The organism is Vicingus serpentipes, from assembly GCF_007993035.1.
GTDB lineage: Bacteria > Bacteroidota > Bacteroidia > Flavobacteriales_E > Vicingaceae > Vicingus > Vicingus serpentipes.
Genome location: NZ_VOOS01000001.1, coordinates 799,826 through 822,115, shown reverse-complemented (window position 1 = coordinate 822,115; position 22,290 = coordinate 799,826). Strand labels below are relative to the sequence as shown.

The following is a 22,290-nucleotide window of genomic DNA, read 5'->3' as shown; positions in this document are numbered from 1 at the left end:
ATGTTTAAGTATTCAGCCATTTAATAAATCTTTTATAAAGACTTTTTTCTTGAACGGCTTCAATTTTGGTATTTTCTTTAATTTCTTTAGGCTTTTCAGTAACTTTTTTAGGCTTGCTTGGCTTTGTTTTAGGCTTAAACTTTTGATTGTAGTGTTCTTTTTGTTTAAGTTTTCTTGCTTTTTCAAGGGCTTTCCTCTTTTCTTCTTCTTTCTTCAAGCGAATAGCATCTTGTTTTGCTTTTTCTTTTAACTTTTTTTCAATGCGTTCAGCTTCTTCTTTAATTTTTCTTGCTTGTTCTTCTTCGCGTTTTATTCTAGCTTGTTCTTTTGCTTCTTCGGCAGCTTTTTTAGCTGCTTCTTTCTCCGCTTCTTTTCTTTCTCTTTCTTCCTTAATGCTTTCTTTTTTCTTAGCCTCAAGGGTTTCTTGGTCATAAACTACACCATCAACTTCTACGTTAATTTGAGTTTTGTCTGGCAGGTCTATTTTTCCAATAATTTTTGGCCCAATAGCAGCAACAGGTTTAACTGTTTCTATATGTTCAGGTTCAGCTTGAGGTTGAATAGTTTCTTCAATGATAGGCTTGGGTTCTTCTTTCTTTATTAAAGGTTCTTCTATTGTTTCTAAAACTTCTTCTTCAACAACAGGCTTAAAGTGAGAGGTTAATTCCTCAATTAACTCGTCTTCAACTTTAGCATTTGGGTGTTGTTTTACTATAATTCCTTTTTTTTCTAAGTAAGAAACTATTTGTTCTGGTTTAATTTCGAGTTGTCTTGAAAGTTGTCCTAATCTCATTTTTACTAAATTTTATGCAAAGAAAACTAAATTATTGGTTTTATTAAAATGATGGGCATAAATGTTTTAACCAAATAAATTTTGGAAAACTTCTTCTACTTTTCCAACAAAAATTACTTCAATTTTATGGTCAAGTTTTGCCATTCCTTTTTTGTTATGCTTAGAAACGAAAATTTTATCAAAACCTAGTTTTTCAGCTTCCATTACGCGTTGGTCTATTCTACTCACTGGTCTTAATTCGCCAGATAAACCAACCTCAGAAGCAAAACAAGCAGTAGGAGGTACCGCAATATCTTCACTGCTTGAAAGTATTGCGCTAATTACTGCTAAGTCAATAGCTGGGTCATCAACTTTTATTCCTCCTGCAATGTTTAAAAAGACATCTTTTTGAGCCAATCTAAACCCACAACGTTTTTCTAAAACCGCTAAAAGCATGTTTAATCTTCTTAAATCAAAACCAGTAGAAGAGCGTTGAGGGGTTCCGTAAGCTGCTGTACTTACTAATGATTGTATTTCGATTAATAAAGGTCTGTTGCCTTCCATAGTCGCAGCAATTGCAGATCCACTTAAGGTTTCATCTTTGTTGCTTATTAAAATATCGGAAGGATTACTAACTTCTTTAAGTCCTTCACCATGCATTTCATAAATACCTAGTTCATTGGTTGAGCCAAATCTATTTTTAGCAGCTCTCAATAAACGATAGATATGATTTCTATCTCCTTCAAATTGTAAAACAACATCTACCATGTGTTCTAAAATTTTTGGTCCCGCAATGTTTCCATCTTTTGTGATGTGTCCAATTAAAAACACAGGAGTATTCGTTTCTTTGGCATATTTCATCAGTTCGGCAGTACATTCTCTTACTTGAGAAATACTTCCAGGAGATGAATCTATAGTGGCAGTAGTTAAGGTTTGGATGGAATCAATTATAAGTACATCAGGATTTAACTCCTTAATGTGATGAAAAATATTTTGCGTTGAGGTTTCAGTAAGAATGTAGCAATCGGGATTTTTGTTTCCTATTCGTTCAGCCCTCATCTTAATTTGCTGCTCACTTTCTTCACCTGAAACATATAATGTTTTATGACCCTTTAAACGTAAAGACATTTGAAGCATTAAAGTAGATTTACCTATTCCTGGATCTCCTCCAAATAGTACTAATGAGCCTGGAACTAAACCGCCACCAAGCACTCTGTTTAACTCTGTTCCGGGTAATTTTATTCGTGGTATGTCAGCAATTTTAATGTCTTCTAACAATTGTGGTTTACTATTCCTAACAATATTAAAAGTTGCTTTTATGTCGTTTTTGTCTGGTCGAGCTATAATTTCTTCGGCTATGGTATTCCATTGGTTGCAAGAGCTACATTTGCCCACCCATTTTGGGAATTGAGCTCCGCAATTGTTACAAAAAAAAGTCGTTTTTACTTTCGTTTTAGCCATACTATAAAGGTAGATAAATAAAAACCCCTCAGCAATGCTAAGGGGTTAAATATTTTTGAACAAAAGCTAGTTTATACTACCACTTCCGTTAACCCTTTTTTTTTAGCAATTGAAGCTTTAATGTCAGCTAATTCACCTTTAGGAATTGCTCCAATCAGTTTTTTAGTGTAATCGGTTTTTGGATTTGCATAAATTTCATCGGCTAAGCCCATTTCTACAATTTCTCCTTGGTTCATCACAATCATTCTATCACTCATAAATTTAACAACTGATAAATCATGAGAAATAAAAATATAAGTGAAGCCAAATTCTGCTTTTAACTCATTTAATAGATTTAAAACTTGAGCTTGCACTGATACATCTAAGGCAGAAACAGATTCGTCGCAAATAATAAATTTAGGGTTTAAGGCTAAAGAACGAGCTATACAAATACGTTGACGTTGTCCACCAGAAAACTCATGTGGATATCTATAGAAATGTTGCTCAGGTAAATTTACTCTTCTAAGTAATTCCATTACACGTGCTTTACGTTCTTCATCATTATCGTAAACACCATGAACACGCATAGGTTCCATAATGGCTTCTCCAATCGTAATTCTAGGGTTTAATGACGAGTATGGATCTTGGAAAATGATTTGTAATTTTTTACGGTACTCTCTCATTTCTTTAGAACCTAAATGAGTAAGATCGTTACCTTCAAATATTATTTGACCTGATGTAGGTTCAACTAATTTTAGTATAGTTCTTCCTAAGGTTGTTTTACCACAACCAGATTCACCAACTAATCCTAGAGTTTCACCTGGGTAGACATCGAAAGTTACATCATTAACCGCTTTAACATAGTCTTTTGGTTTTCCAAAGATACCTTTGTTAATTGGGAAGTATGTCTTTAAATTTTTGATTTGAAGCACAGGCTCTTGTGCATATAGTTTTTCGTGTTGTTTAGCTGTTTGTTCTGGAGAAATAATTAAGCTATTGGTTACTTCCTCTACAGATTTATTTGTCTCATGCATTACTCCATCGCTATCCACGGTCATGAAATCAGACACTGTTGGTAACCATTCTAATCGTTTGTTTAATGGAGGACGACAAGCTAATAATCCTTTAGTGTAAGGGTGTTGAGGGTTAGTGAAAATATCTAAAACAGTACCTTGTTCAACTAATTTACCTTTGTACATTACCACAACTTTGTCTGCCAATTCTGCAATCACTCCTAAATCGTGAGTAATAAACATAATACCCATGTCGTGTTTAATTTGCAATTCGTTCATCAATTCCAAAATGGTTTTTTGAACGGTTACATCTAATGCAGTTGTTGGTTCATCGGCAATTAGTATAGATGGATTGCAAGACATAGCCATTGCAATCATTACTCTTTGCTTTTGTCCACCAGATATTTGGTGAGGGTAAGTATCAAAAATTACATCTGGACGAGGTAATTGAACTTGTTTAAAAAGATCTATTGTTCTTTCTTTTGCTTCTTTTTTACTCACTTTTTGGTGAAGTAAAATTGTTTCGGCAACCTGATCACCACAAGTGTAAACAGGGTTTAATGAGGTCATAGGCTCTTGAAATATCATTGCTATTTCATTCCCCCTTAATGTTCTCATTTCTTTTTCTGATACTTTGGCTAAATCAATTATACCATCTTTTGAGTGGAATAACATTTCTCCTGAAGCTATTCTTCCTGGAGGATTAGGAATTAAACGCATAGCTGATAAAGACGTAACAGATTTTCCTGAACCTGATTCTCCAACAATTCCAATGGTTTCACCTTTGTTAAGTGTAAATGAAACATCATTTACTGCTTTTACTGTTTCGTCTTCCGTACGGAATTCGGTAACTAAGTTTTTAATCTCTAAAAGTGTTCTGTCTTCCATAATTTTTTAACCTCGTTTTGAAAAGGGAATAAATTTAAGGTTAAAAATAAGATTAAACAAGGGTTAACCTTAATAACTGATTAAAGATTAGATGATTGATTTGATTACCAAGATTAACTCTGTCTAATTGTCTATCAATTAATAGTCTAAGTCGCTAATTAAGATAGATATGTATCCGTAATCTTGACTATCATTAACCATTGCAATTTCAATGTTTGCACCTGTTTTTTTGTTTTTTGTACGCCAAGAAGTATAGCCATCATCTTCAACTTTACCTTTTCCATGAATTTTATTAAAATAGGCGCTAAAATCTTTAAAAAGTTGATTAGCATCTTCAATTTTGTCAAAGTAAGCTGCTAGTTCTATTTCATAGAGTTTGTTGTCCGAAAAATCATAGGAAATGGTGTAGCTATTTCCCATATCTAATTTATAATCGAAATAGAGGTAGTCGGGCATATCGTCAATTAAATATTCACTATTTTCTAGTTGTTTAATTTCTGATATACTATTGCCAATTTCGGCACCTCTAAAAAAACCAGTTTCTGATTTTAAAAGCTTATCAAAGTAAGGGTTCTTTTTTTGCGTACAAGCAACTATAAGTGCAATTAAAATTATCGTAAAATATTGATTTTTAAGTTTCATTTTCAATTGATTATAATGTTGCTTTCAGTAATTAAAGGTTCATTTTTAAATCGTAAAAATAATTGAGTAAGAGCAACAACATCTTTCTGGCAATAAATTGCTATTCGCTCTAAATTGTTGTCTTTCCAATACACCTCATTTACCATACTTCCATCAATATCGTCTTTAGGTGTGGGAATATTAAAAATTGTAGTTAAAAGACTTAGAGATGTATAGTTTTTATAATCACCAAACTTCCATAAATGTAGGGTGTCTAGATGATTTACTTCCCATGGTTTTTTTCCAGCTAAATCTAAAATTTGAGGAATTTTTAAACCATTAATTAATGCTCTACGAGCAATGTAAGGGAAATCAAACTCTTTGCCATTATGAGCGCATAAAAGATGTTGAGGACTATTGAAATGTTGATTTAAAACTTCAAAAAAATTAGAAAGTAAAATCTTTTCATCATGATTAAAAAATGATTTTATTCTCAAATTTTTATCCCCATGTTCAATCTTAATGTATCCAACCGAAATACACACAATTTTACCAAATTCAGCATATATTCCAGCCCTATTATAAGTGTCAAAAGCCGACTCACCTTCTTTCTCTATTTTGTCAGACTTGTTTTCCCAATGAAAGCGAATAGCTTCAGGTAACTCGTCATAATTTTTAGCTTGAGATACAGTTTCGATATCTAAAAACAAAACCTTTTCTAAATTCACATTTTCTAACATAGAATTGTAATTTTTAATAGGTTCAAGTTAAGAAAAAATGACTGTTTATTTAATAAGGATTCCTTTTTTTTCGATTAGAGGTATGTTGGTGAAATTTTCCTCTTTAATGGTTTCAGCTAAAAAGATATATTTTTTATCAAGTAGCTCATTGTTATTGAAATAAGTTAACCAATACTCATTATGAAGACCAAATAAATTTTCCATTATAGGCTCTATTAGTGTAAAACTGTTGCCTTCAATATCCCCTAACCCATGTCTAAGCATTGATGTTTTTGTTTCTTCACCATTTTCTAATTTTAAATAGCCTTTAGAAGAAACAATTACTTGTTCAAGTTTTTGATTTTGAAGATTAATTAGATATACATTCCAAATATCTTCAAATAACTCGTTTTGTTCTTTAATAACTGCAACTGCTACATCCTTTACGGGTGTAGGATTTATATCTTTTTTCATTTTTTATTGAATTCAGAAATTGCTTTTTGAATGGTTTTGTCATTTTCGTTAACAATAACGTAATAACCAAAATTACCCCATAAGTCCTTACTAATAAAACCTTTTAAGCTTTCTATTATCAGTTTTTTAGATTCATGAATTTCTTTTAGATTTCGAGGTAATTCATTTGCTTCAGCGTATTTAATTACACTATTAAATAGGTTGTCATCAACCTTAAATTTTTCTTTAAAAGTTAATGCGTCTTTGTATTTTTCTTTTAGTTTATGTCTTTGGTTGTCAACATAGTTTAAAGAAAAGCTCTGTAAAATTCCTCGGTACCTCATTTCATAAAAATAAGGAGTGTTGCCAGCTGTATCTAGTGGTACAAAAATATCAGGCATTATACCACCTCCGCCATATACTATTTTTCCTTCAGGAGTGAAGTATTTTAATGAATCTGGAAAATGAATGCTATCTGAACTTAATAACTCTCCATTTAAATAACGGTTGTAAGACTCCATGTTATAACTTTCCATGTCATCAGTATATGGTTTTTGAATACACCTTCCGGTTGGTGTATAATATCTAGCCACAGTTAACCTTAATGCAGAACCATCTGGCCACATTACTTGTTCTTGAACTAATCCTTTACCAAATGAACGACGACCAATTATTGTTCCTCTGTCGTTATCTTGAATAGCTCCTGCTAAAATTTCACTTGCAGATGCTGAATTTTCGTTTATTAAGATAGACACTTTGATGTGTTTTAAAATGCCTTTTTTAGTAGAGAAGTATTCTTTTTTGTTTCTCACTCTACCTTCGGTATAAACAATCATTTTGTTTTTCATCAATAATTCATCTGCGATATCAGTTGCTGCAAATAAAACACCCCCACCGTTGCCTCTTAAATCTATTATTAGATTTTCCATCCCATCTTCTTTTAAGTTTTTAGTGGCTTCTAAAAATTCATTGTAAGTAGTTTTGGCAAAACGTGTTATTCTTATGTAACCAGTACTCTCGTTAATTAAGTATGGAGCATCAATGCTAAAAATTGGAATTTCATCCCTTACAATGTCAAAGGTTAATTTTTTCTTTATTCCTTTACGGATAATAGTAACTTTAACTTTTGTTCCTTTTGGACCTTTTAAGAGTTTGATTACATTCTCGTTTGTAATTCCATTACCCGCAATTTCAGAAGTATCAACTTTTACAATTCTATCACCTGCTTCTATACCTAATTTTTCTGAAGGTCCGTTTGGAATTGCAGAAATAACCATAACGGTATCTTCAATAATTCTAAACTCAATGCCTATACCTTCAAAATTACCTTCCAAAGGGTCGTTCATTCCGTTGAAATCTGTAGCGGGAATATAGTAGGAGTGAGGATCTAATTTTGATAAGATGGTTGCAATTGAACTTTCTGTAATAGCTTCTTTGTCTACCGAATCAACATAAGTATCTTCAACAAAATTTAATATTTCATTTAGTTTGTTAGCGGTGTTAAATCGAATGCTGCTTGGAAATATCTTTGTTTTTTCAGTTGAACTTTTAGATAAATAAGCCCCTAAATAAATTCCAATAACAATGCAAACAGCAAAAGTTAAAGGGAGTAAGTAAAAAAAAAGATTTCTATTGTTTTTCATTTAGTCTAAGGTTTCAATTTGGCACACTTCAATTCCTGAATCTTCTAAGAATGATAATCCTGAATTATCTTTGTAGCCCATGCAATAAACGACTCTTTTTATACCTGACTGTACAATTAATTTACTACACTCTTTACATGGAGAAAGGGTTATGTATAAAGTTGCTCCATTAATTTCGTGGGTAGATTTTGCTACTTTCAAAATCGCATTAGCTTCAGCATGCAAAACATACCAATGTGTTTCTCCCAAATCGTTTTCGCAACAATTGTCAAACCCTGTTGGAGTTCCGTTGTATCCATCAGATACAATCATACGATCTTTTACAATTAAAGCACCAACTTTTTTACGTGTACAATGTGATAGTTTAGCCCATTCTAAGGCCATTTTCAAATAAGCTTGATCGTAACGTAATTGTTTTTCTTTGCTGTATTCTTGCATAGTAAAATTTGTAGTCAACAAAAGTAGGGATTTGACTTTTAAAAATTGAGTGAGTTTTTATTTATTCATTTAAAAAGAATAAGTCAACCCACCCAATACATTAAATCGTTGAATACGGTAATCTTGCCATTTTTGGTATTTGGCTGCTGCAATATTGTTAAACTGAATAAATGCCGATAGTTTTTTAGTGTAACGATATTCTAAACCTAAGTTAGCATCAAAAATTCCTTTTAATTCAATAGCTTCTGGAGTTGTAATAATTTGATTGCTAGCATCGGTAAATGTTGTGTAAACCTTTGCAAATTGTTTGTTTATAAAGAAAAAATCTGCTTTTACAATAATTTTATCACTCAAATCATAAATACCATTTAAGCTAATTTTTAAATCTGGTCTGTGCCATGTTTTAATTTCATTTTCAGGAGTGTATCCATAATAATCACCTGCTAATATGATTTTAAGTTTTTCTAATTTTTGATAAGCTAACTCACCACTAATTTTAGTTAATGCAATAGTGTCGTAAATTACTGTAAACTGATTTTCTAATACATTATTTACATCTTTTACATAAAGTGGAAGTGTTTCTAATTTTTGCTTGCTAAAACTAGTATTAAAAGTTAGGTGATTGCTAATACTACCTCTAATACCAGCATAGATATTGTACTTTTGATTTGTGTTTGCTATTCCTATAGTTGTTGTGTTTATAAATGGATTTTCTGTATAAAAACTGTTTAAGTTATTTGGTGTTACACCTCCTGTTATTCCAACATAAGGTATAATAATTTGTTGTACAACATCATATTTAAATTCTGCTTCTGGATAAAAATGGAATTTAGTTTTATCCATTTTATTAATGTATAATCCCAACCCAACTTTAAATTGCCATTTGTCAGCTGTAGTTTTAATGTGAGGTTTTAAACCAACTATCATTGTATTATTTTGGTTTAAGCTGTTGTTGAGTTTGTTAAAATTTGTTTCAACATCAATAGCATACAACTCACTTTTATGGAATTTGCTTAAGCTACCAGAAAGGTTAACATTGTTTTCTTTAACATCCAACAAATCAACTATATGATGATAATTAATATCGAAGTTATAATCAAATTGAGCTGAATCGGTAAAGTTTCTAGTTAAACTTGCAGTACCGCTAAACTTATTGAAACGTTGCCTTAATAAATCTTTGTCGTTAATATCGGCAGTTGAACTTTCTGGGAACCCATAATAATGAATTACATTTCTATCGTAATCAAATTTGGCATAAAGCGTAAAATCTTTTAAAAAACGTTTGCCAAATAAACTGATATGGTTATCGCTGAAATCACTATAATCAATTCCTGAGATACCAGAGGAACTTAAATGATTGCCATAAAAGCCGTAAGAGAAATTTTTAGATCGTTTGGCATTATAATATAATTCTGCTAAAGGTGTTTTGTTGCTACCAAAGCCTAATTTTCCATAACCACTATACAATTTCACTAAAGGTTCTCCTTTAATTTTTGCAGGTTTAATCTCATTTACTTCAAAAGCTACAGGAACTTGCTTGTTCATGAAACTATATTTTAGCGTAGGTACAATTTTATCGGTGTCTTGGATACTAGGATTATCTTTTATTTTTATAGCATCTGATAATGTTGGACTAAAAGGTTTTACGGTAACAATAGTTGTAGTATCTAATGGAGTTTGAGCAATACTTTGATTAAAACCTAATAAGCAAGGAATAATAAAAAGCATGCTTGTAATTAGTTTTTTATATGTCATTTTTAAAATATTATTCATCTCCTTTACCCTCCTCATCTATGTTTTTTTCTTTAGGTTCGCTTTCTAAACTATCTTTTTCTTCAATTATTTTTTCTTCTTTATTTTGTTTAGGTAGTGGAATTTCTTCTTCCTCTATAGGAGGTTCTGGGTCACTAAAGAGTTTTTCAATGTCTAATTCATTGCCAAAATTTAGCTCAACTTCTTCTGGCTGTTCTGCTACTCTTTTAGAAGCTTCTTGTTCTTTTATAATATTTAGTTTTTCTGTAGCAATATTTACTAGTTCAGGGTATTTACTATTGTCTATTATATTTTGGAAAGTAACTTTAGCTTGAAATAAATCTTCTTTAGAAACATAGTTATCAGCAAGAAGAATTAAGGATTTGCCCATCCAATAATCATAACCAGGAAATTTCTTGATTAGGCTAAAAATTTCAGCTTCGCAATTATCGTATTCACCTCTTAAATATAAAATATGAGCAACATTGTATTTCGCCTCTGCACCAAATTTATTAGGTGACATTGAAGCGGTTGTAAATTCTTTTAAAGCTTTATTGTAATTGTCTAGAGCTAATAAAGCTTTCGCATAAATTAAGTGAGTTTCTGTAATTAAGTTAGCATCATCTATGTCTTTATTAATTACAATTTCACAGTATTTTATAGTAGCATCAATGTTATTGAATTGGTAATTTAATCGCATTTGCTCTACTTGAGCCTTAAATACATTTTCTGGGTTGTCAGCCAAATATTCTAATTGGTTATAGTTATTTAATGCATCATCAGTTTTACCCAATTCCAGATTTATTTTTGCAGCAGCTAATAAAGCATTTTCTGAAAAATTATTCTTTTGTGCTTGGATTACGTAGTTATAATCAATTAAAGCTTCATTGTTGAATCCTGACTTATACTCACATGTAGCTTTATAAAAATGTGCATTTAAAGCATAAGTTCCTTTAGGGTATTTTTCTAAGTATTTTGCAAACCCAGACACAGCTCTATCACAATTTCCACCCATGTAGCTATTCTCTGCTACTTCGTAATAGTCTGCATCTAAAATTAATGCTGCAGCATCAGTAGAACCAACTGTTCCTAAATAAGTTTCGTAAGTAGCTAAATCGCCTTGGTCTATGTATATTTTTTTAATTTTTTCTAATGATTCTTTAGACTCATCCGTATTTGGGTAAGTTTTAACCACTTCTTTAAATACAATGAGTGCATTGTTGTCATCTTTTTTGTTGTAATAAATCAATCCTTCTTTAACTAGTGATTTACTTACATAAGGACTCGTTGGATGATTATTTTTAATCTTTTTAAAGTTTTCTAAAGCTTTGTCATTATTGTTTTGCAGTAATTGAACTTCGGCAAGTTCATAAATGGCATCATCTAATAAATGACTATTTTGTTTTTGGTTTATCAAAGTCTCCAACAAATTTGCTTTTTCTTTGTAGTTACCAACAACTCCATTCGCAATTGCACTTTGGTATAAAGAATAATCAATTTGATGAACACCAATCATAGTTGCTTTGTCGTAATATTCAATAGCAGCTTTGTAATCTTGTTCCATAAAGAAGCAATCGGCAGTTCTGTTTAATGCGTCGTTTTTAATTTTTGACGATTTAATGTTTGTTGTGTTTTCATTATATTTTCTAAACCAAGTTTTAGCATTGCTATATTCTTTTAATTCAAAGTAAGCGTAACCAATATGGTAGTATGCTTTATTTAGGTTTTCAGTTCCAATAGCTTCAGGTTCGTAAATAAATTTTTTATACCTACCTATTGCTTCACTAAAATTATTTAATCGGTAAAAAGATTCAGCTCTCCAATAAATATTTTCTGCTTTAATTTTAGGGTTGAGAAGATATTTGTCTGATTTGTCAAAATATGAAATAGCTTCTTCATATTGTCTGTTATTAAACAGTTCAATACCTCTGTAGTGAGCTATTTTTTGATATGCTTCTTGTAAACTATTATCAAGGGTTTTAATGTTTTCTAATGATTGAATTGCTGCTTTGTAATTTTTTGTAGTATAATAAACAGCAACTAAATATTCATAAGCACTGCTTAATTTTTTTGAGTTAGGGTAGGTATTAATGTATTCTTCAAAAGCTTTAATTGCATCATTAAATGGGTGAAATGATAATTCGTAAGAAATTTTAGCAAAACTAAAAAGTGCATCTTCCTTAATTTGAGGATCAAAATCTGCTTGAGATGCAGCACGGAAAGAGCTTCTTGCAAATTGTTTGTTGTTAAGTTTTAAATAACATTCTGCTAAGTGGTAATGAGCAGTTTGTGAAATACTATCATTTTCATTAATCGATTTTTTAAACCATTCAATTGCTTGATCGCAACTATCAGCTTTATATAAAGCATAACCTAACTGATATTGATCTGCTCTTGAAGCTTCGTAAGGTTTCTCTTTTTGGTATCGTTTTAAGTATGGGATTGCTTCATTAAATTTATTTGATCGATAATAAGATTCTCCGATTAAACGAGCAATTTCTGGAGTCCGATTTGGAATTGCAGTATCAAGTAAAGCAGGTGCATATTCGATTAATTTATCGTATTTCTTTTGTAAATAATAGATTTGAGTAATGTAGTACGGAGTAATTGGAGAAAATTTTGGATTGCTATTTAATTGTAAAAATGTTTCTAAAGAAGATTCATATTTCTGCTGTAAATAGGCAACATGGGCATAGTAATATTTAGCAGGAGCAGCATATTTGTTATCTACATCTTTTATTTCGTAAAACTCTTTAGATGCTTCATCATAACTTTCATTAATGAAATAACTATATCCTTTCTTAAAATGGTATTCAGCTAATTCTTCAGGAGATAAATCGTAAGCATCAATTTTCGCAAACCAAGCTAAAGCTTCATCGTATTTTTTTCCTCTAAAATGGTAAGTGCCTAAATAAAAATAAGCTAATTTAACTTTAGGGCTTTCAGGATATTCATTGATAAATTCAATAAATAAGTTTTCGGCATCGGTATTAAATAATCTTAAACCGCAAAGTGCATGATAGTATTTTGCATTTACAGCAACTTCCGATTTTTTATCAGAAATCGTTTTTAAAACATCAGCAAATTTATCTTGAGCAGCACTATACTTTTCTTTATCGAAAAGCTCAGAAGCACTATTGTAAGTGCTTATTTCATGAGTGTAAATTGTAGTTTTTTGAGCAAAAAGAGCAATGCTCGATACGCTATTAACAATTAAAACGAGTATTAAATATTTTATCCTCAAAGTCAAATCCTTTACTTTATATTTATTCATGTTAAAATTAGAATGAATAGTGGGTATGCTCATTTTTCACTCATCAAGTTTTCAACGTGTTAGTGTTGAAATTATTTTATGATAGCTCCTTTTAATGCTGCTAGGTTGATTTAAATAATAATATATTTGTTTATCAATAAAATAGACCATTTTACGTTGGGTTATTACTTGAAATTTAAAACGAACAGAGATTATGATAATAGAAATGCAAGGGGTGAATATTTTTCAGCAAAAAAACTTAGTGCTGAAAGATGTAAACATTAAGATTAAAGCTGGAGAGTTCGTTTATTTAATTGGTAAAACAGGTTCGGGGAAAAGTAGTTTATTGAAAACACTGTATGGTGATCTGCCTTTGATTGAAGGGGTAGCAAATGTTGTAGATTTTAACTTGGGTACAATTAAAAGAAGAAAAATTCCTTTTTTGAGACGTAAACTTGGAATTGTGTTTCAGGATTTTCAATTATTATCTGATAGAAGTGTGAATGATAATTTATTGTTTGTACTTAAAGCAACTGGCTGGAAAAAAAAGAATGAGATTGAAGATAGAATTAAAGAAGTACTTACTAATGTTGGATTAGAAAACAAAGGGTTTAAGTTTCCACATGAGTTATCTGGAGGTGAGCAACAACGTGTAGTTATAGCAAGAGCATTGTTGAATGAACCTGATTTAATTTTAGCAGATGAACCAACAGGTAATTTAGATCCAGAAACATCTGAAGAAATAATGAAGCTGTTGTTTGATATAAGTAAAAAAGGAAAAGCTATTTTAATGGCAACTCACGATTTTCATTTGATGGGTAAATTTCCTACACGAACAATTAAATGTGAAAATAGCTCAGTAGTTGAAGTTGAAGGAGTGATGAACCAGTCAACTCCCTTTAATGCAATAACTAAATCTGAAGAAGAAAGATCAGAGGGTCATAACTTGTAATAAGCTATATGCTTTCTATTTTAATTCCTATTTATAATTTTAATGTAATTGCTTTTGTAAGAGATTTGCAACAGCAAGCTTACAATTGTGAAATTGATTTTGAAATTATTTGTTTGGATGATTTCTCTTCTGAGCAATTTAAACTTGGGAATAAGGAATTAAACAATTTTGATTCTGTTATTTATGATGAACTTAATCAGAATATTGGGCGCTCTAAAATTAGAAATCTATTAGCTCAAAAAGCAAAATATGAATGTTTACTTTTTTTAGATTGTGATTCGGCTGTAGTTGATAGTTATTTTATAAAACGCTATGTTGATGCTATAGATAATTCTTCAGTAATATATGGAGGAAGAAGTTATAAAGAACAATCTCCCAAAAAATCAGATGAACATTTTAGATGGTGGTATGGTGTGCAGCGAGAAACAATTCGTCTCGAAAACAGAAATAAACAACCTTACGATTCGTTTATGACAAATAATTTTTTAGTTAAAAAAACTATCTACCAAAGCATAAAGTTAGAAGAAACTTTAAAAGGATATGGACATGAAGATACTTTGTTTGGGTTGGAACTAAAAAAACAAAACATCAGAATAAAGCATATTGATAATCCGCTTTTTCATATTGGTTTAGAATCTTTTGAAGAGTATATTTTAAAAACAGAAGAGGGGATAAGAAATTTAAAGTATTTAATTGAAACTAATAAAATTGATACTTCAGTAAAGCTTTATCGATATTATTTGTTGTTGAAAAAATTTGGGTTGACAAATAAAATTTGGCGTTATTATTCTAATAATAAAAAAGAAATACTTCAAAAGCTACAAGAAAATGAACCAAATCTAAGATGGTTCGATTTGTATAAGCTAGGCTATTTAATCTCTTTAACTAAACCCTGAATAATTTTCTGTTCAGACTCCCAGTTTAATTCTTCAGCAGCTTTTATGGTGTTAGTTTTATAAGATTTAAGTTGCTCGCTATTTTCAAAAAGTTGGTTTATTTTTTTTGCTATAGCATTTGGGGTAATCTCATCAATAGTTTCGCCAACTTGGTATTGGTTAACAATTTTAGCCATTTCTGGTAGGTTTGATGTTAGCACAGGTACTTTTGCATTAATGTAATCAAACAACTTATTGGGTAGAGCATATTTGTAATTTAACCCTACATTTTCCTCTAAACTAAGCCCTAGGTCTGCTTGCATAGTGTAGTCGTGTAAAAGCTCAAAATGAATTTTGCCTAACATTTTTACTTTGTGGTTTAAATTTAATTCAAGAATCAAAGAAATAATATTTTCAAAAACGTCTCCATCTCCAATAATATAAAGAATTGTATTGTCAATTTCCTGCATAGCTTTAACTAAAGCTTCTAAACCTCTATTTATATTTACTGACCCTTGGTAAATAATAATGTTTTTATCGCCTTCTCTAAGGTTTTTTACAGTTAAAAAGGTTTTGTTCTTACGAGGAACATTGCGAACAACATTTACTTTTATGTTGTATTTCTCTTCATAGCATTTTGCAATGCTATTGCAAACAGTAATAACATTTTTAAGCTTTGGTAAAATTAACTCCTCAATTGTTTCCCATACTTTTTGAACTTTTGGTCTTTTTACTAATTCAGGAACCTCAGTAAAAAATTCATGACTATCATAAACTATTTTTTTTCCTTTAACTTTTGATGCTAAATAATTTGCAGGTAAAGTATCTAAATCATTGCTCCATAAAATATCAACATTGCTATAAAGCAAATAGAAAAATAAGCGAATGTTGTAGTTTGCATAAAAGAGAAATCCTTTATTGAAAAAGAGTTTAAATCGCTTTACATTGTAGTCTCTAGCAACTGGTAAACTTCCTTTTAATTCTCGTCCAACTAAAACAATTTTATACCCCATTTCAGAAAGTGTTTGGCAAATTTTTGCGACACGTTGATCAACGACTAAATCGTTGGTTACAGAAATGATAATTTTTTGTTGTTTTGGCATTGAGTTGTAAATCTACTCGATAATAACAAATCTATCAACACAATGGTATGAATATTTATTTTACACTTTTTTATTAATCTTTAAAATATCTGAATACATTTGGTAGGCTTAATAATATAAAATATGATTAAAAATATAGCAGTAATTGAAGGTGGTTATAGTCACGAAAAGGTAATTTCATTAAAGAGTGCTGAGACTGTTTTTAATAATATTGACACTTCCAAATATAGGCCTATTAAGGTGAGAATAGATGAGGAAGGATGGCTTGCATTTTATGAAGGAGAGAAAATAGCAATAGATAGAACAGATTTTTCTTTTAAAGGTGTAAAATTTGATTTTGCTTTTATTGTTATTCATGGTACACCTGGTGAAGATGGTAAATTACAAGCATATTTTGACATGCTAAATATTCCATATTCAACGAGTAATCATTTAACATCTACATTAACTTTTAATAAATTTGTTTGTAATCAATATCTTAAAAACTTCGGAATTAAAGTAGCAGAAGCAGTTTTAATTAAAAAGAATGAGAAAGTAGATGCAGAAGCAATAGTTTTAAAGGTTGGATTACCTTGCTTTGTAAAACCAGCTGATGGAGGAAGTAGTTTTGGAGTAACTAAAGTTAAAAAAGTAATTGAATTAACTGATGCTGTGATGAATGCCATGCAGCATGGCTCTCAGGTTGTTGTTGAGTCTTTTATGCAAGGTAGAGAAGTAACAAATGGTATTTATAAAAATATAAACGGAATAAAAGTCTTACCGATAACTGAAATTGTTACCAACAATGAATTCTTTGATTTTGAGGCAAAATATAAAGGGGAATCACAAGAAATTACTCCGGCTAATTTATCTAAAGAGGTTACTCAAAAAGTAAAAGAAACTACATATAAGATTTATTCAGTATTAGGACTATCTGGTATCTGTAGAGCAGATTATATTATTCAAAATAATGAGCCATTTTTGATAGAAATAAATACTGTTCCAGGTCAATCAACAGCAAGTATAATTCCTCAAATGGCAGCTTATGAAGGAATCTCTTTAAAGGAGTTGTACAATGAAGTTATTGAACTTGCTTTAAGTAACCAATAAGTTTAAAAGTTGCTTTAGCTCTATGGCTAATTTTATTTTTAAGGGTTAAGTCCATTTCAGAAAAGGTAATATCAAATCCTTTTGGTTTAAAAATTGGGTCGTAACCAAAACCTTCTGAACCACTTTTTTTATTAGTCATTTCGCCTTCTGCAATTCCTTCAAAGCAAGTAGTTTCTCCATTAATAATTAAAGCAATCACAGTTTTAAATTGGGCAGAACGATTTTCAATGCCATCTAATTTTTTTAAAACTTTATTCATGTTGTTTTCAGCATTTTTTTGGTCTCCTGCATATCTAGCCGAATAAATACCCGGTTCTCCGTTTAATGCTTCAATTTCCAATCCTGTATCATCAGCAAAACAATTATAACCATACTTGTCAAAAACATAACTTGCCTTTTGAATGGCATTACCTTCAATTGTATTTGCTGTTTCAGGAATATCTTCTAAACACTCAATATCTTCTAAACTCAATATTTCTATTGAATTATTGAGTAAATGTTTTATTTCTTTAACTTTATTTTTGTTATTTGTAGCAAATACTAGTTTCATTTGAAAATACCTTTTAATATACCTTACATTTCGGGCAACGAAGTTAATTACATTAATGATGTAATAAAAATGCAAAGTTATTCTTCTACAGGGAAATATAATAAATTGTGTGAAGAAGAATTGACTACATTAACTAAATGTGATTGTGTACGATTAACAGGTAGCGCAACAGCGGCATTAGAGATTACGGCATTAGCCATAGATGTTAAACCAGGTGATGAAGTTATTTTACCTTCATTTACTTATGTTACAACAGCAAGTGCATTTGTTTTAAGAGGAGCAAAATTGGTTTTTGTGGATATTAATCCAAACACGATGTGCATGGATGAGTCCTTGCTAGAAAAAGCAATTTCATCAAAAACTAAAGCAATTGTTTTAGTGCATTACTCTGGCTTTACTTCTAATATTAATAAAGTGGTTCAATTGTGTCAAGAGAAAAACATTTATTTAATTGAAGATGCCGCACAATCAATAGATGCTTATTATGAAAATCAGCATTTAGGCACCTTTGGCGATTTTGGTTGTATTAGTTTTCATGATACCAAAAACATTCAATGTGGTGAAGGCGGAGCTTTATTAATTAATAATAAAGCACTATTAGAAAAAGTTGATTTAATCTTAGAAAAAGGGACAAATCGTAAAGACTTTTTATTAGGAAACGAAGGTACTTATACATGGAAAGATTTAGGTTCTAGTTTTGGACTTAGTGAAATTTCGGCAGCTTTTTTATTAGCCCAGTTAAAAGAAATTAAAAAGGTAACAACAAAAAGAAAAGAGTTGTATAATTTATATCAAGAAAAGCTAAAACCTTTAAAAGATATAAATAAGATTGATTTTCTATTGCATCAGAATAAGCATAATGCTCACATTTTTTTTATTAAGGTAAAAGATAAAGTTGAACGAAATAAATTAATTGACTATTTAGCTTCAAAAGGCATAGCAGCATATTTTCACTATTTACCATTACATTTAAGTGATATGGGTAAAGATTATCAATTTGTTAATTCTGAATTTGATTATACATTAATTGAGAGTGAACGATTGGTTCGGTTGCCTTTGTTTTATAATTTATCTATCCAACAATTAAATTACATAGTTGATTGTATTGATCAATTTTATCTATCTTAAGTTATGCTTCCTGAAATTACATGGATAGATATTTTTTTATGTATTTTATTGCTAGCTATTGGTGTTTATGGAGTTAATTATTTTAAGAGAAAATATAAAATAGACTCCCCTTTTTTTCTTTTGCTTTTTTATGCTAAAATTTTGGGATTAATAGCATTTATTTTATTCAATTTTTTTCATGAAAATTCGGGAGATACATTTGTGTTTTACAAAGGAGGGGGAATGTTGTTTAATAAATTCATAGAATCGCCCTCTGCTTATTTTAAGTTGATTTTTTCAGACTCTCAAAATATGATTGAAAACCTTAAAGGAGTGTGTGGTACTTGCGGATTTAGGGGGGATAACAGTTCTATTTTTATGATGAAAATAACATCTATATTTAATGTTGTTACGTTTAATTCGTTCTGGTTGAGTTCAATGTTATTTTGTTATGTCGCTTTTGTGGGGACATGGTTGATGTATATGGGGTTTGAGAAAGTATTTAATCCTTTGTCAAATTTGACTACTATTTTTATACTTTTTATTCCTTCCGTTTTATTTTGGACATCTGGAATTATGAAAGATACTCTTTGTTTTTCTGCACTTGGAGTGTTATTTTATTTTTTGTCAATAGAAATTTCATTCAAAAAAATAACTAATTGTTTGTTGATTGGATTATCTGTATTAATCTTGTTTTGGCTGAAAGTTTATATTTTAATATGTTTAGGATTAGCTTATTTTATTTACCTCCTTATTTTAATAATAAAAAAAAGAGCTTATTTAATTCATAACGTTTTGTTTGTATCAGCCGTCTTATTTGTTCTAATAGGTGTAGGTTTTGAGTTTTTAAATGATTTTAAATTATGGAATCATTCCTTAATTCGTCTAAAAGATTTTCATACGTACCACGCTTTAAATACTGATTATGGTTATAATTTAGGGGAAATGAACTATGGGTTTTTTAATTTATTATTAAAATCTCCACAAGCTATATTTACAGCTTTGTATAGGCCATTTTTTTGGGAAGTGTCAAATGTTTTTATTTTAGAAACAGCTGTAGAAAGTTTTTTACTTTTAATTTTATTCATCTATACAATGATTAATTGTAGATTAAAATTAATAGAAACAATAAAAAGTAAACAAGTTGTTATTTTCTTGTTGTTGTTTGTTTTTATTTTGTCTTATGTGGTAGGGATGACCTCATATAGTTTTGGAGCTTTGTCAAGGTATCGAGTACCCTTAATCCCTTTTTACATAGCTAGCTTATTGTATTTAGCTAGCTCATTAAAGAAGGGAGTTGAAGCTGTCTAAATACTTTTTTTTATTGGCTTCAATAGAGTATTTATTTTTTATTGTTTCAAATCCAGCTTTTCCAATTTGATTTCTCAATTCAACTGATTCTATTAACAACGAGATTTTACTAATCCATTCCTCTTCAGTTGAGGCTAGAAATCCATTTATACCATCATTAATTATTTCAGTATTTACACCAATAGGAGACATTATTGTAGGAATTACAAGTGACATATATTGCAAACCTTTAAACCCACATTTACCTTTTGTCCATTTGTCATTAGGTAAAGGCATAATTCCAATATCAATTTTATTTAAATCTTCTATTTCTTTTTCGAGATTCCATAGGGTAGTTGTTATATTCAATGTTGGGTAAGTCTTTTTTAAATCAACAATTACTTTAAAATTTATTATACCTGGGTATTTAGTACTTATTTTTTCCAGAGTTGGTATGAAATTTTCGAAATATTTTAAAGTTGTAGATGAGCCAGTCCATCCTATGCATATTTGATTTTTTGTTTTTGCTTTAATTTCAGGTATATGATAATTTGTATCTATTGTTGTGGGAATTAAGACAACATTAGAATTATATTTTTTAGAAAAATCTACTAAATATTTATTTCCGGCAAAAACCATATCTGACAATTGTATAATTTCAATGGTTTTTTCAGGCTTTTTAAGCCATCCCCATTTTTTATTACCCTCAGAAACATCATGAAGCCAAATTGCATCATCAAAATCAAAAATAAATTTAGCCTTTGATTTAGCTATCTTCTTTTCAAAAATAGTAGAACCAGTAAAAAAAGCTTCTCTATAAACAAAAATGATATCATAATTATTATATGTCTTAGCCTCAATATATCTTTTAATAAAAGATTTTAATAAAATGATGGCTTTAATAATTGGAAATGATTTATTGTAAAAATGTTTGTCATCTTTTTCGTTTAATAAAAATGATATTGTAATTTCGAATCCATTTTCTTCTAAAAAATCAAGATATTGTTCGAATCTAAATCTTTGACCAGGAGATCTATTTTTTCTATGGTTTGTAATAACTAATACTTTCTTACTCATAAAAATATTTTACGATGATAATTTCTCATAAACATCATTGTACAAAGTTATGCCTTTTTCTAAATCATAGAATTCTTTTGATTTCTCTCTTATCTCAGAGGGGTTTATATTCATTAAATTATTAATCTGCTCAATAGCAATTTTATATGAATCTGGAGAAAAATCATTCAAGCAATAGCCGGATTTTGTTTTGTTTATTATTAATTCAACATCTCCAACATTATTATTGCATATGATGGGTATTCCCATAGCCATCAATTCACCCATTTTAGTAGGAGAACTTGCCTTTTTTGAAAAGGATGGCTTGATAAAGAAAATGCTTATGTCTGATGCTGATGCATATTTGGGTAAATCAGCTCTAGGAGAAAATTTTACAATAAAATCATTAGGAGTTAATCCATATTTTTCTCCATGATTGAGAATGATTTGTTTGTCATCAGGTGTCAAAAATAAAAATTTACAATCAGATTTTGTTGTTTTTAAATAGCTGTAAAACTCTAGCATTTCATCTAACAAATACCATGTTCCAATAGATCCAATATAAGAAACAACAAAAGTATTTTCGTTTAACATTAAATTTTGTTTAGCAATTTTTTTCTTGTCAATGGAGTTTAAAGTAAATAACTTATAGTCGGCAGCACATGGAATTACTTGTATTTTGTTAGGGTTTATGTTATTAATATTCCAAGCTAAGATTTCCGTTTTGCCGGTTTCAGTTAAACTTATAATTTGGTCAGAGTATTTAATAAATTCAATTTCTTTCTTCTTAAAATAATTGTAAATTTTATTAAAAATAGGATTGTTCAAACCCCAAATACCTCCTTCTATTCGTTCGTCAGCCCAGAAACCTCTCATGTCAAAAATTAATTTAATATTAACTTTTTGCTTAAATGCTAATCCTATTAATGATGATAGATAACTTCTACAATGAAGAATTTTATATTGATGAGTTGTAATTAATTTTTTTGTTTTGATGTTTAATTTAAGAATGTTCCAAACTGAAGAAATAACAGGAATTTTATTTGAGTATTTTACTGACTCCCATTTAATATTATTTGTATCACAAATCTTTTGAATTAATGAATTATTCTTTTGATAATTAATAGGTTTGTCGCATGATAAAATTGTAAAGTCATGCCCCTTTTTTGCTAAACCAATTACATAAGGTAAAACTTGTGATTGACCTAATGGATCAGTTAATCCATCATAAGTAATATAAAGTACTTTCATTTTATTAGATTTGACTTAATTTTAT

19 protein-coding genes are annotated in these 22,290 nt (G+C 29.9%); 5 read left to right on the top strand and 14 right to left on the bottom strand.

Features of this window, described 5'->3' with window-relative positions:
- Window positions 1-4: 4 nt before the first annotated feature.
- The 10 genes from FRY74_RS12850 to FRY74_RS03625 all read right to left on the bottom strand — a co-directional run bounded on the left by FRY74_RS12850 (window position 5) and on the right by FRY74_RS03625 (window position 13,013).
- Window positions 5-793, bottom strand: coding sequence for a hypothetical protein (locus FRY74_RS12850; RefSeq protein ID WP_170227934.1), 789 nt, complete (start codon window positions 791-793; stop codon window positions 5-7).
- A gap of 66 nt (window positions 794-859) precedes the next feature.
- Window positions 860-2,233 (bottom strand): DNA repair protein RadA, encoded by a 1,374-nt coding sequence (radA, locus tag FRY74_RS03665; RefSeq protein WP_147098700.1) that lies wholly within the window; start codon window positions 2,231-2,233, stop codon window positions 860-862.
- Window positions 2,234-2,304: 71 nt separating this feature from the next.
- On the bottom strand, window positions 2,305-4,113 hold the full coding sequence (locus tag FRY74_RS03660) for an ABC transporter ATP-binding protein (protein WP_147098698.1): 1,809 nt from the start codon (window positions 4,111-4,113) through the stop codon (window positions 2,305-2,307).
- A 138-nt stretch (window positions 4,114-4,251) separates the two neighbouring features.
- A complete protein-coding gene (locus FRY74_RS03655) occupies window positions 4,252-4,755 on the bottom strand; it encodes a hypothetical protein (RefSeq protein WP_147098697.1) in 504 nt (167 codons plus the stop codon).
- Between the two features lie 2 nt (window positions 4,756-4,757).
- Entirely contained in the window at window positions 4,758-5,474 is a 717-nt protein-coding gene (locus FRY74_RS03650) for a 3'-5' exonuclease (RefSeq protein WP_147098695.1), read from the bottom strand.
- A 45-nt stretch (window positions 5,475-5,519) separates the two neighbouring features.
- Window positions 5,520-5,927 (bottom strand): hypothetical protein, encoded by a 408-nt coding sequence (locus FRY74_RS03645; RefSeq protein WP_147098694.1) that lies wholly within the window; start codon window positions 5,925-5,927, stop codon window positions 5,520-5,522.
- Window positions 5,924-7,549, bottom strand: coding sequence for a S41 family peptidase (locus tag FRY74_RS03640; protein ID WP_147098692.1), 1,626 nt, complete (start codon window positions 7,547-7,549; stop codon window positions 5,924-5,926). The genes FRY74_RS03645 and FRY74_RS03640 overlap by 4 nt, the downstream gene beginning before the upstream one ends.
- Window positions 7,550-7,987: a deoxycytidylate deaminase gene (locus FRY74_RS03635; protein WP_147098691.1), complete on the bottom strand. Its 438-nt coding sequence runs from the start codon at window positions 7,985-7,987 to the stop codon at window positions 7,550-7,552.
- 69 nt (window positions 7,988-8,056) lie between these two features.
- The gene (locus FRY74_RS03630; RefSeq protein ID WP_147098689.1) at window positions 8,057-9,742 is read right to left on the bottom strand and encodes a TonB-dependent receptor; all 1,686 of its coding nucleotides are present in this window, start codon (window positions 9,740-9,742) and stop codon (window positions 8,057-8,059) included.
- 10 nt (window positions 9,743-9,752) lie between these two features.
- Window positions 9,753-13,013 carry a tetratricopeptide repeat protein gene (locus FRY74_RS03625; RefSeq protein ID WP_170227933.1) on the bottom strand — a complete coding sequence of 1,087 codons (3,261 nt, stop codon included), beginning with the start codon at window positions 13,011-13,013 and terminating at the stop codon, window positions 9,753-9,755.
- A 193-nt stretch (window positions 13,014-13,206) separates the two neighbouring features.
- On the opposite strand from FRY74_RS03625, the gene FRY74_RS03620 reads away from it, so the two are divergent.
- Together FRY74_RS03620 and FRY74_RS03615 are read left to right on the top strand one after the other, a co-directional pair.
- A complete protein-coding gene (locus FRY74_RS03620; RefSeq protein WP_147098686.1) occupies window positions 13,207-13,944 on the top strand; it encodes a cell division ATP-binding protein FtsE in 738 nt (245 codons plus the stop codon).
- A gap of 8 nt (window positions 13,945-13,952) precedes the next feature.
- Complete coding sequence (locus tag FRY74_RS03615) at window positions 13,953-14,840, top strand: glycosyltransferase family 2 protein (RefSeq protein WP_147098685.1); 888 nt, start codon at window positions 13,953-13,955, stop codon at window positions 14,838-14,840.
- On the opposite strand, the gene FRY74_RS03610 is transcribed toward FRY74_RS03615, so the two are convergent.
- Window positions 14,813-15,922: a glycosyltransferase gene (locus FRY74_RS03610; RefSeq protein ID WP_147098684.1), complete on the bottom strand. Its 1,110-nt coding sequence runs from the start codon at window positions 15,920-15,922 to the stop codon at window positions 14,813-14,815. The two genes, FRY74_RS03615 and FRY74_RS03610, sit on opposite strands and share 28 nt — an antisense overlap.
- Window positions 15,923-16,045: 123 nt before the next feature.
- Between FRY74_RS03610 and FRY74_RS03605 the strand changes: the two genes are divergently transcribed.
- Entirely contained in the window at window positions 16,046-17,011 is a 966-nt protein-coding gene (locus FRY74_RS03605; protein WP_147098682.1) for a D-alanine--D-alanine ligase, read from the top strand.
- Here the strand turns inward: FRY74_RS03605 and FRY74_RS03600 are convergent.
- On the bottom strand, window positions 16,983-17,561 hold the full coding sequence (locus tag FRY74_RS03600) for a non-canonical purine NTP diphosphatase (protein WP_147098681.1): 579 nt from the start codon (window positions 17,559-17,561) through the stop codon (window positions 16,983-16,985). The two genes, FRY74_RS03605 and FRY74_RS03600, sit on opposite strands and share 29 nt — an antisense overlap.
- Here FRY74_RS03600 and rffA point away from each other — a divergent pair, their 5' ends adjacent.
- Window positions 17,562-18,689 carry a dTDP-4-amino-4,6-dideoxygalactose transaminase gene (rffA, locus tag FRY74_RS03595; protein WP_147098679.1) on the top strand — a complete coding sequence of 376 codons (1,128 nt, stop codon included), beginning with the start codon at window positions 17,562-17,564 and terminating at the stop codon, window positions 18,687-18,689.
- A gap of 3 nt (window positions 18,690-18,692) precedes the next feature.
- Complete coding sequence (locus tag FRY74_RS03590; RefSeq protein ID WP_147098677.1) at window positions 18,693-19,979, top strand: hypothetical protein; 1,287 nt, start codon at window positions 18,693-18,695, stop codon at window positions 19,977-19,979.
- Here FRY74_RS03590 and FRY74_RS03585 read toward each other — a convergent pair.
- Both FRY74_RS03585 and FRY74_RS03580 read right to left on the bottom strand, forming a co-directional pair.
- Window positions 19,953-21,035, bottom strand: coding sequence for a glycosyltransferase family protein (locus tag FRY74_RS03585; RefSeq protein WP_147098675.1), 1,083 nt, complete (start codon window positions 21,033-21,035; stop codon window positions 19,953-19,955). The two genes, FRY74_RS03590 and FRY74_RS03585, sit on opposite strands and share 27 nt — an antisense overlap.
- A 9-nt stretch (window positions 21,036-21,044) precedes the next feature.
- Complete coding sequence (locus FRY74_RS03580) at window positions 21,045-22,265, bottom strand: glycosyltransferase (RefSeq protein WP_147098673.1); 1,221 nt, start codon at window positions 22,263-22,265, stop codon at window positions 21,045-21,047.
- Window positions 22,266-22,290: the final 25 nt, after the last annotated feature.

Bases quoted from the DNA above. Each gene is read 5' to 3' on its own strand.
- FRY74_RS12850 (WP_170227934.1), bottom strand. From the start codon at position 793: ATGAGATTAGGACAACTTTCAAGACAACTCGAAATTAAACCAGAACAA.
- radA (WP_147098700.1), bottom strand. From the start codon at position 2,233: ATGGCTAAAACGAAAGTAAAAACGACTTTTTTTTGTAACAATTGCGGA.
- FRY74_RS03660 (WP_147098698.1), bottom strand. From the start codon at position 4,113: ATGGAAGACAGAACACTTTTAGAGATTAAAAACTTAGTTACCGAATTC.
- FRY74_RS03655 (WP_147098697.1), bottom strand. From the start codon at position 4,755: ATGAAACTTAAAAATCAATATTTTACGATAATTTTAATTGCACTTATA.
- FRY74_RS03650 (WP_147098695.1), bottom strand. From the start codon at position 5,474: ATGTTAGAAAATGTGAATTTAGAAAAGGTTTTGTTTTTAGATATCGAA.
- FRY74_RS03645 (WP_147098694.1), bottom strand. From the start codon at position 5,927: ATGAAAAAAGATATAAATCCTACACCCGTAAAGGATGTAGCAGTTGCA.
- FRY74_RS03640 (WP_147098692.1), bottom strand. From the start codon at position 7,549: ATGAAAAACAATAGAAATCTTTTTTTTTACTTACTCCCTTTAACTTTT.
- FRY74_RS03635 (WP_147098691.1), bottom strand. From the start codon at position 7,987: ATGCAAGAATACAGCAAAGAAAAACAATTACGTTACGATCAAGCTTAT.
- FRY74_RS03630 (WP_147098689.1), bottom strand. From the start codon at position 9,742: ATGACATATAAAAAACTAATTACAAGCATGCTTTTTATTATTCCTTGC.
- FRY74_RS03625 (WP_170227933.1), bottom strand. From the start codon at position 13,013: ATGAATAAATATAAAGTAAAGGATTTGACTTTGAGGATAAAATATTTA.
- FRY74_RS03620 (WP_147098686.1), top strand. From the start codon at position 13,207: ATGATAATAGAAATGCAAGGGGTGAATATTTTTCAGCAAAAAAACTTA.
- FRY74_RS03615 (WP_147098685.1), top strand. From the start codon at position 13,953: ATGCTTTCTATTTTAATTCCTATTTATAATTTTAATGTAATTGCTTTT.
- FRY74_RS03610 (WP_147098684.1), bottom strand. From the start codon at position 15,922: ATGCCAAAACAACAAAAAATTATCATTTCTGTAACCAACGATTTAGTC.
- FRY74_RS03605 (WP_147098682.1), top strand. From the start codon at position 16,046: ATGATTAAAAATATAGCAGTAATTGAAGGTGGTTATAGTCACGAAAAG.
- FRY74_RS03600 (WP_147098681.1), bottom strand. From the start codon at position 17,561: ATGAAACTAGTATTTGCTACAAATAACAAAAATAAAGTTAAAGAAATA.
- FRY74_RS03590 (WP_147098677.1), top strand. From the start codon at position 18,693: ATGCTTCCTGAAATTACATGGATAGATATTTTTTTATGTATTTTATTG.
- FRY74_RS03585 (WP_147098675.1), bottom strand. From the start codon at position 21,035: ATGAGTAAGAAAGTATTAGTTATTACAAACCATAGAAAAAATAGATCT.
- FRY74_RS03580 (WP_147098673.1), bottom strand. From the start codon at position 22,265: ATGAAAGTACTTTATATTACTTATGATGGATTAACTGATCCATTAGGT.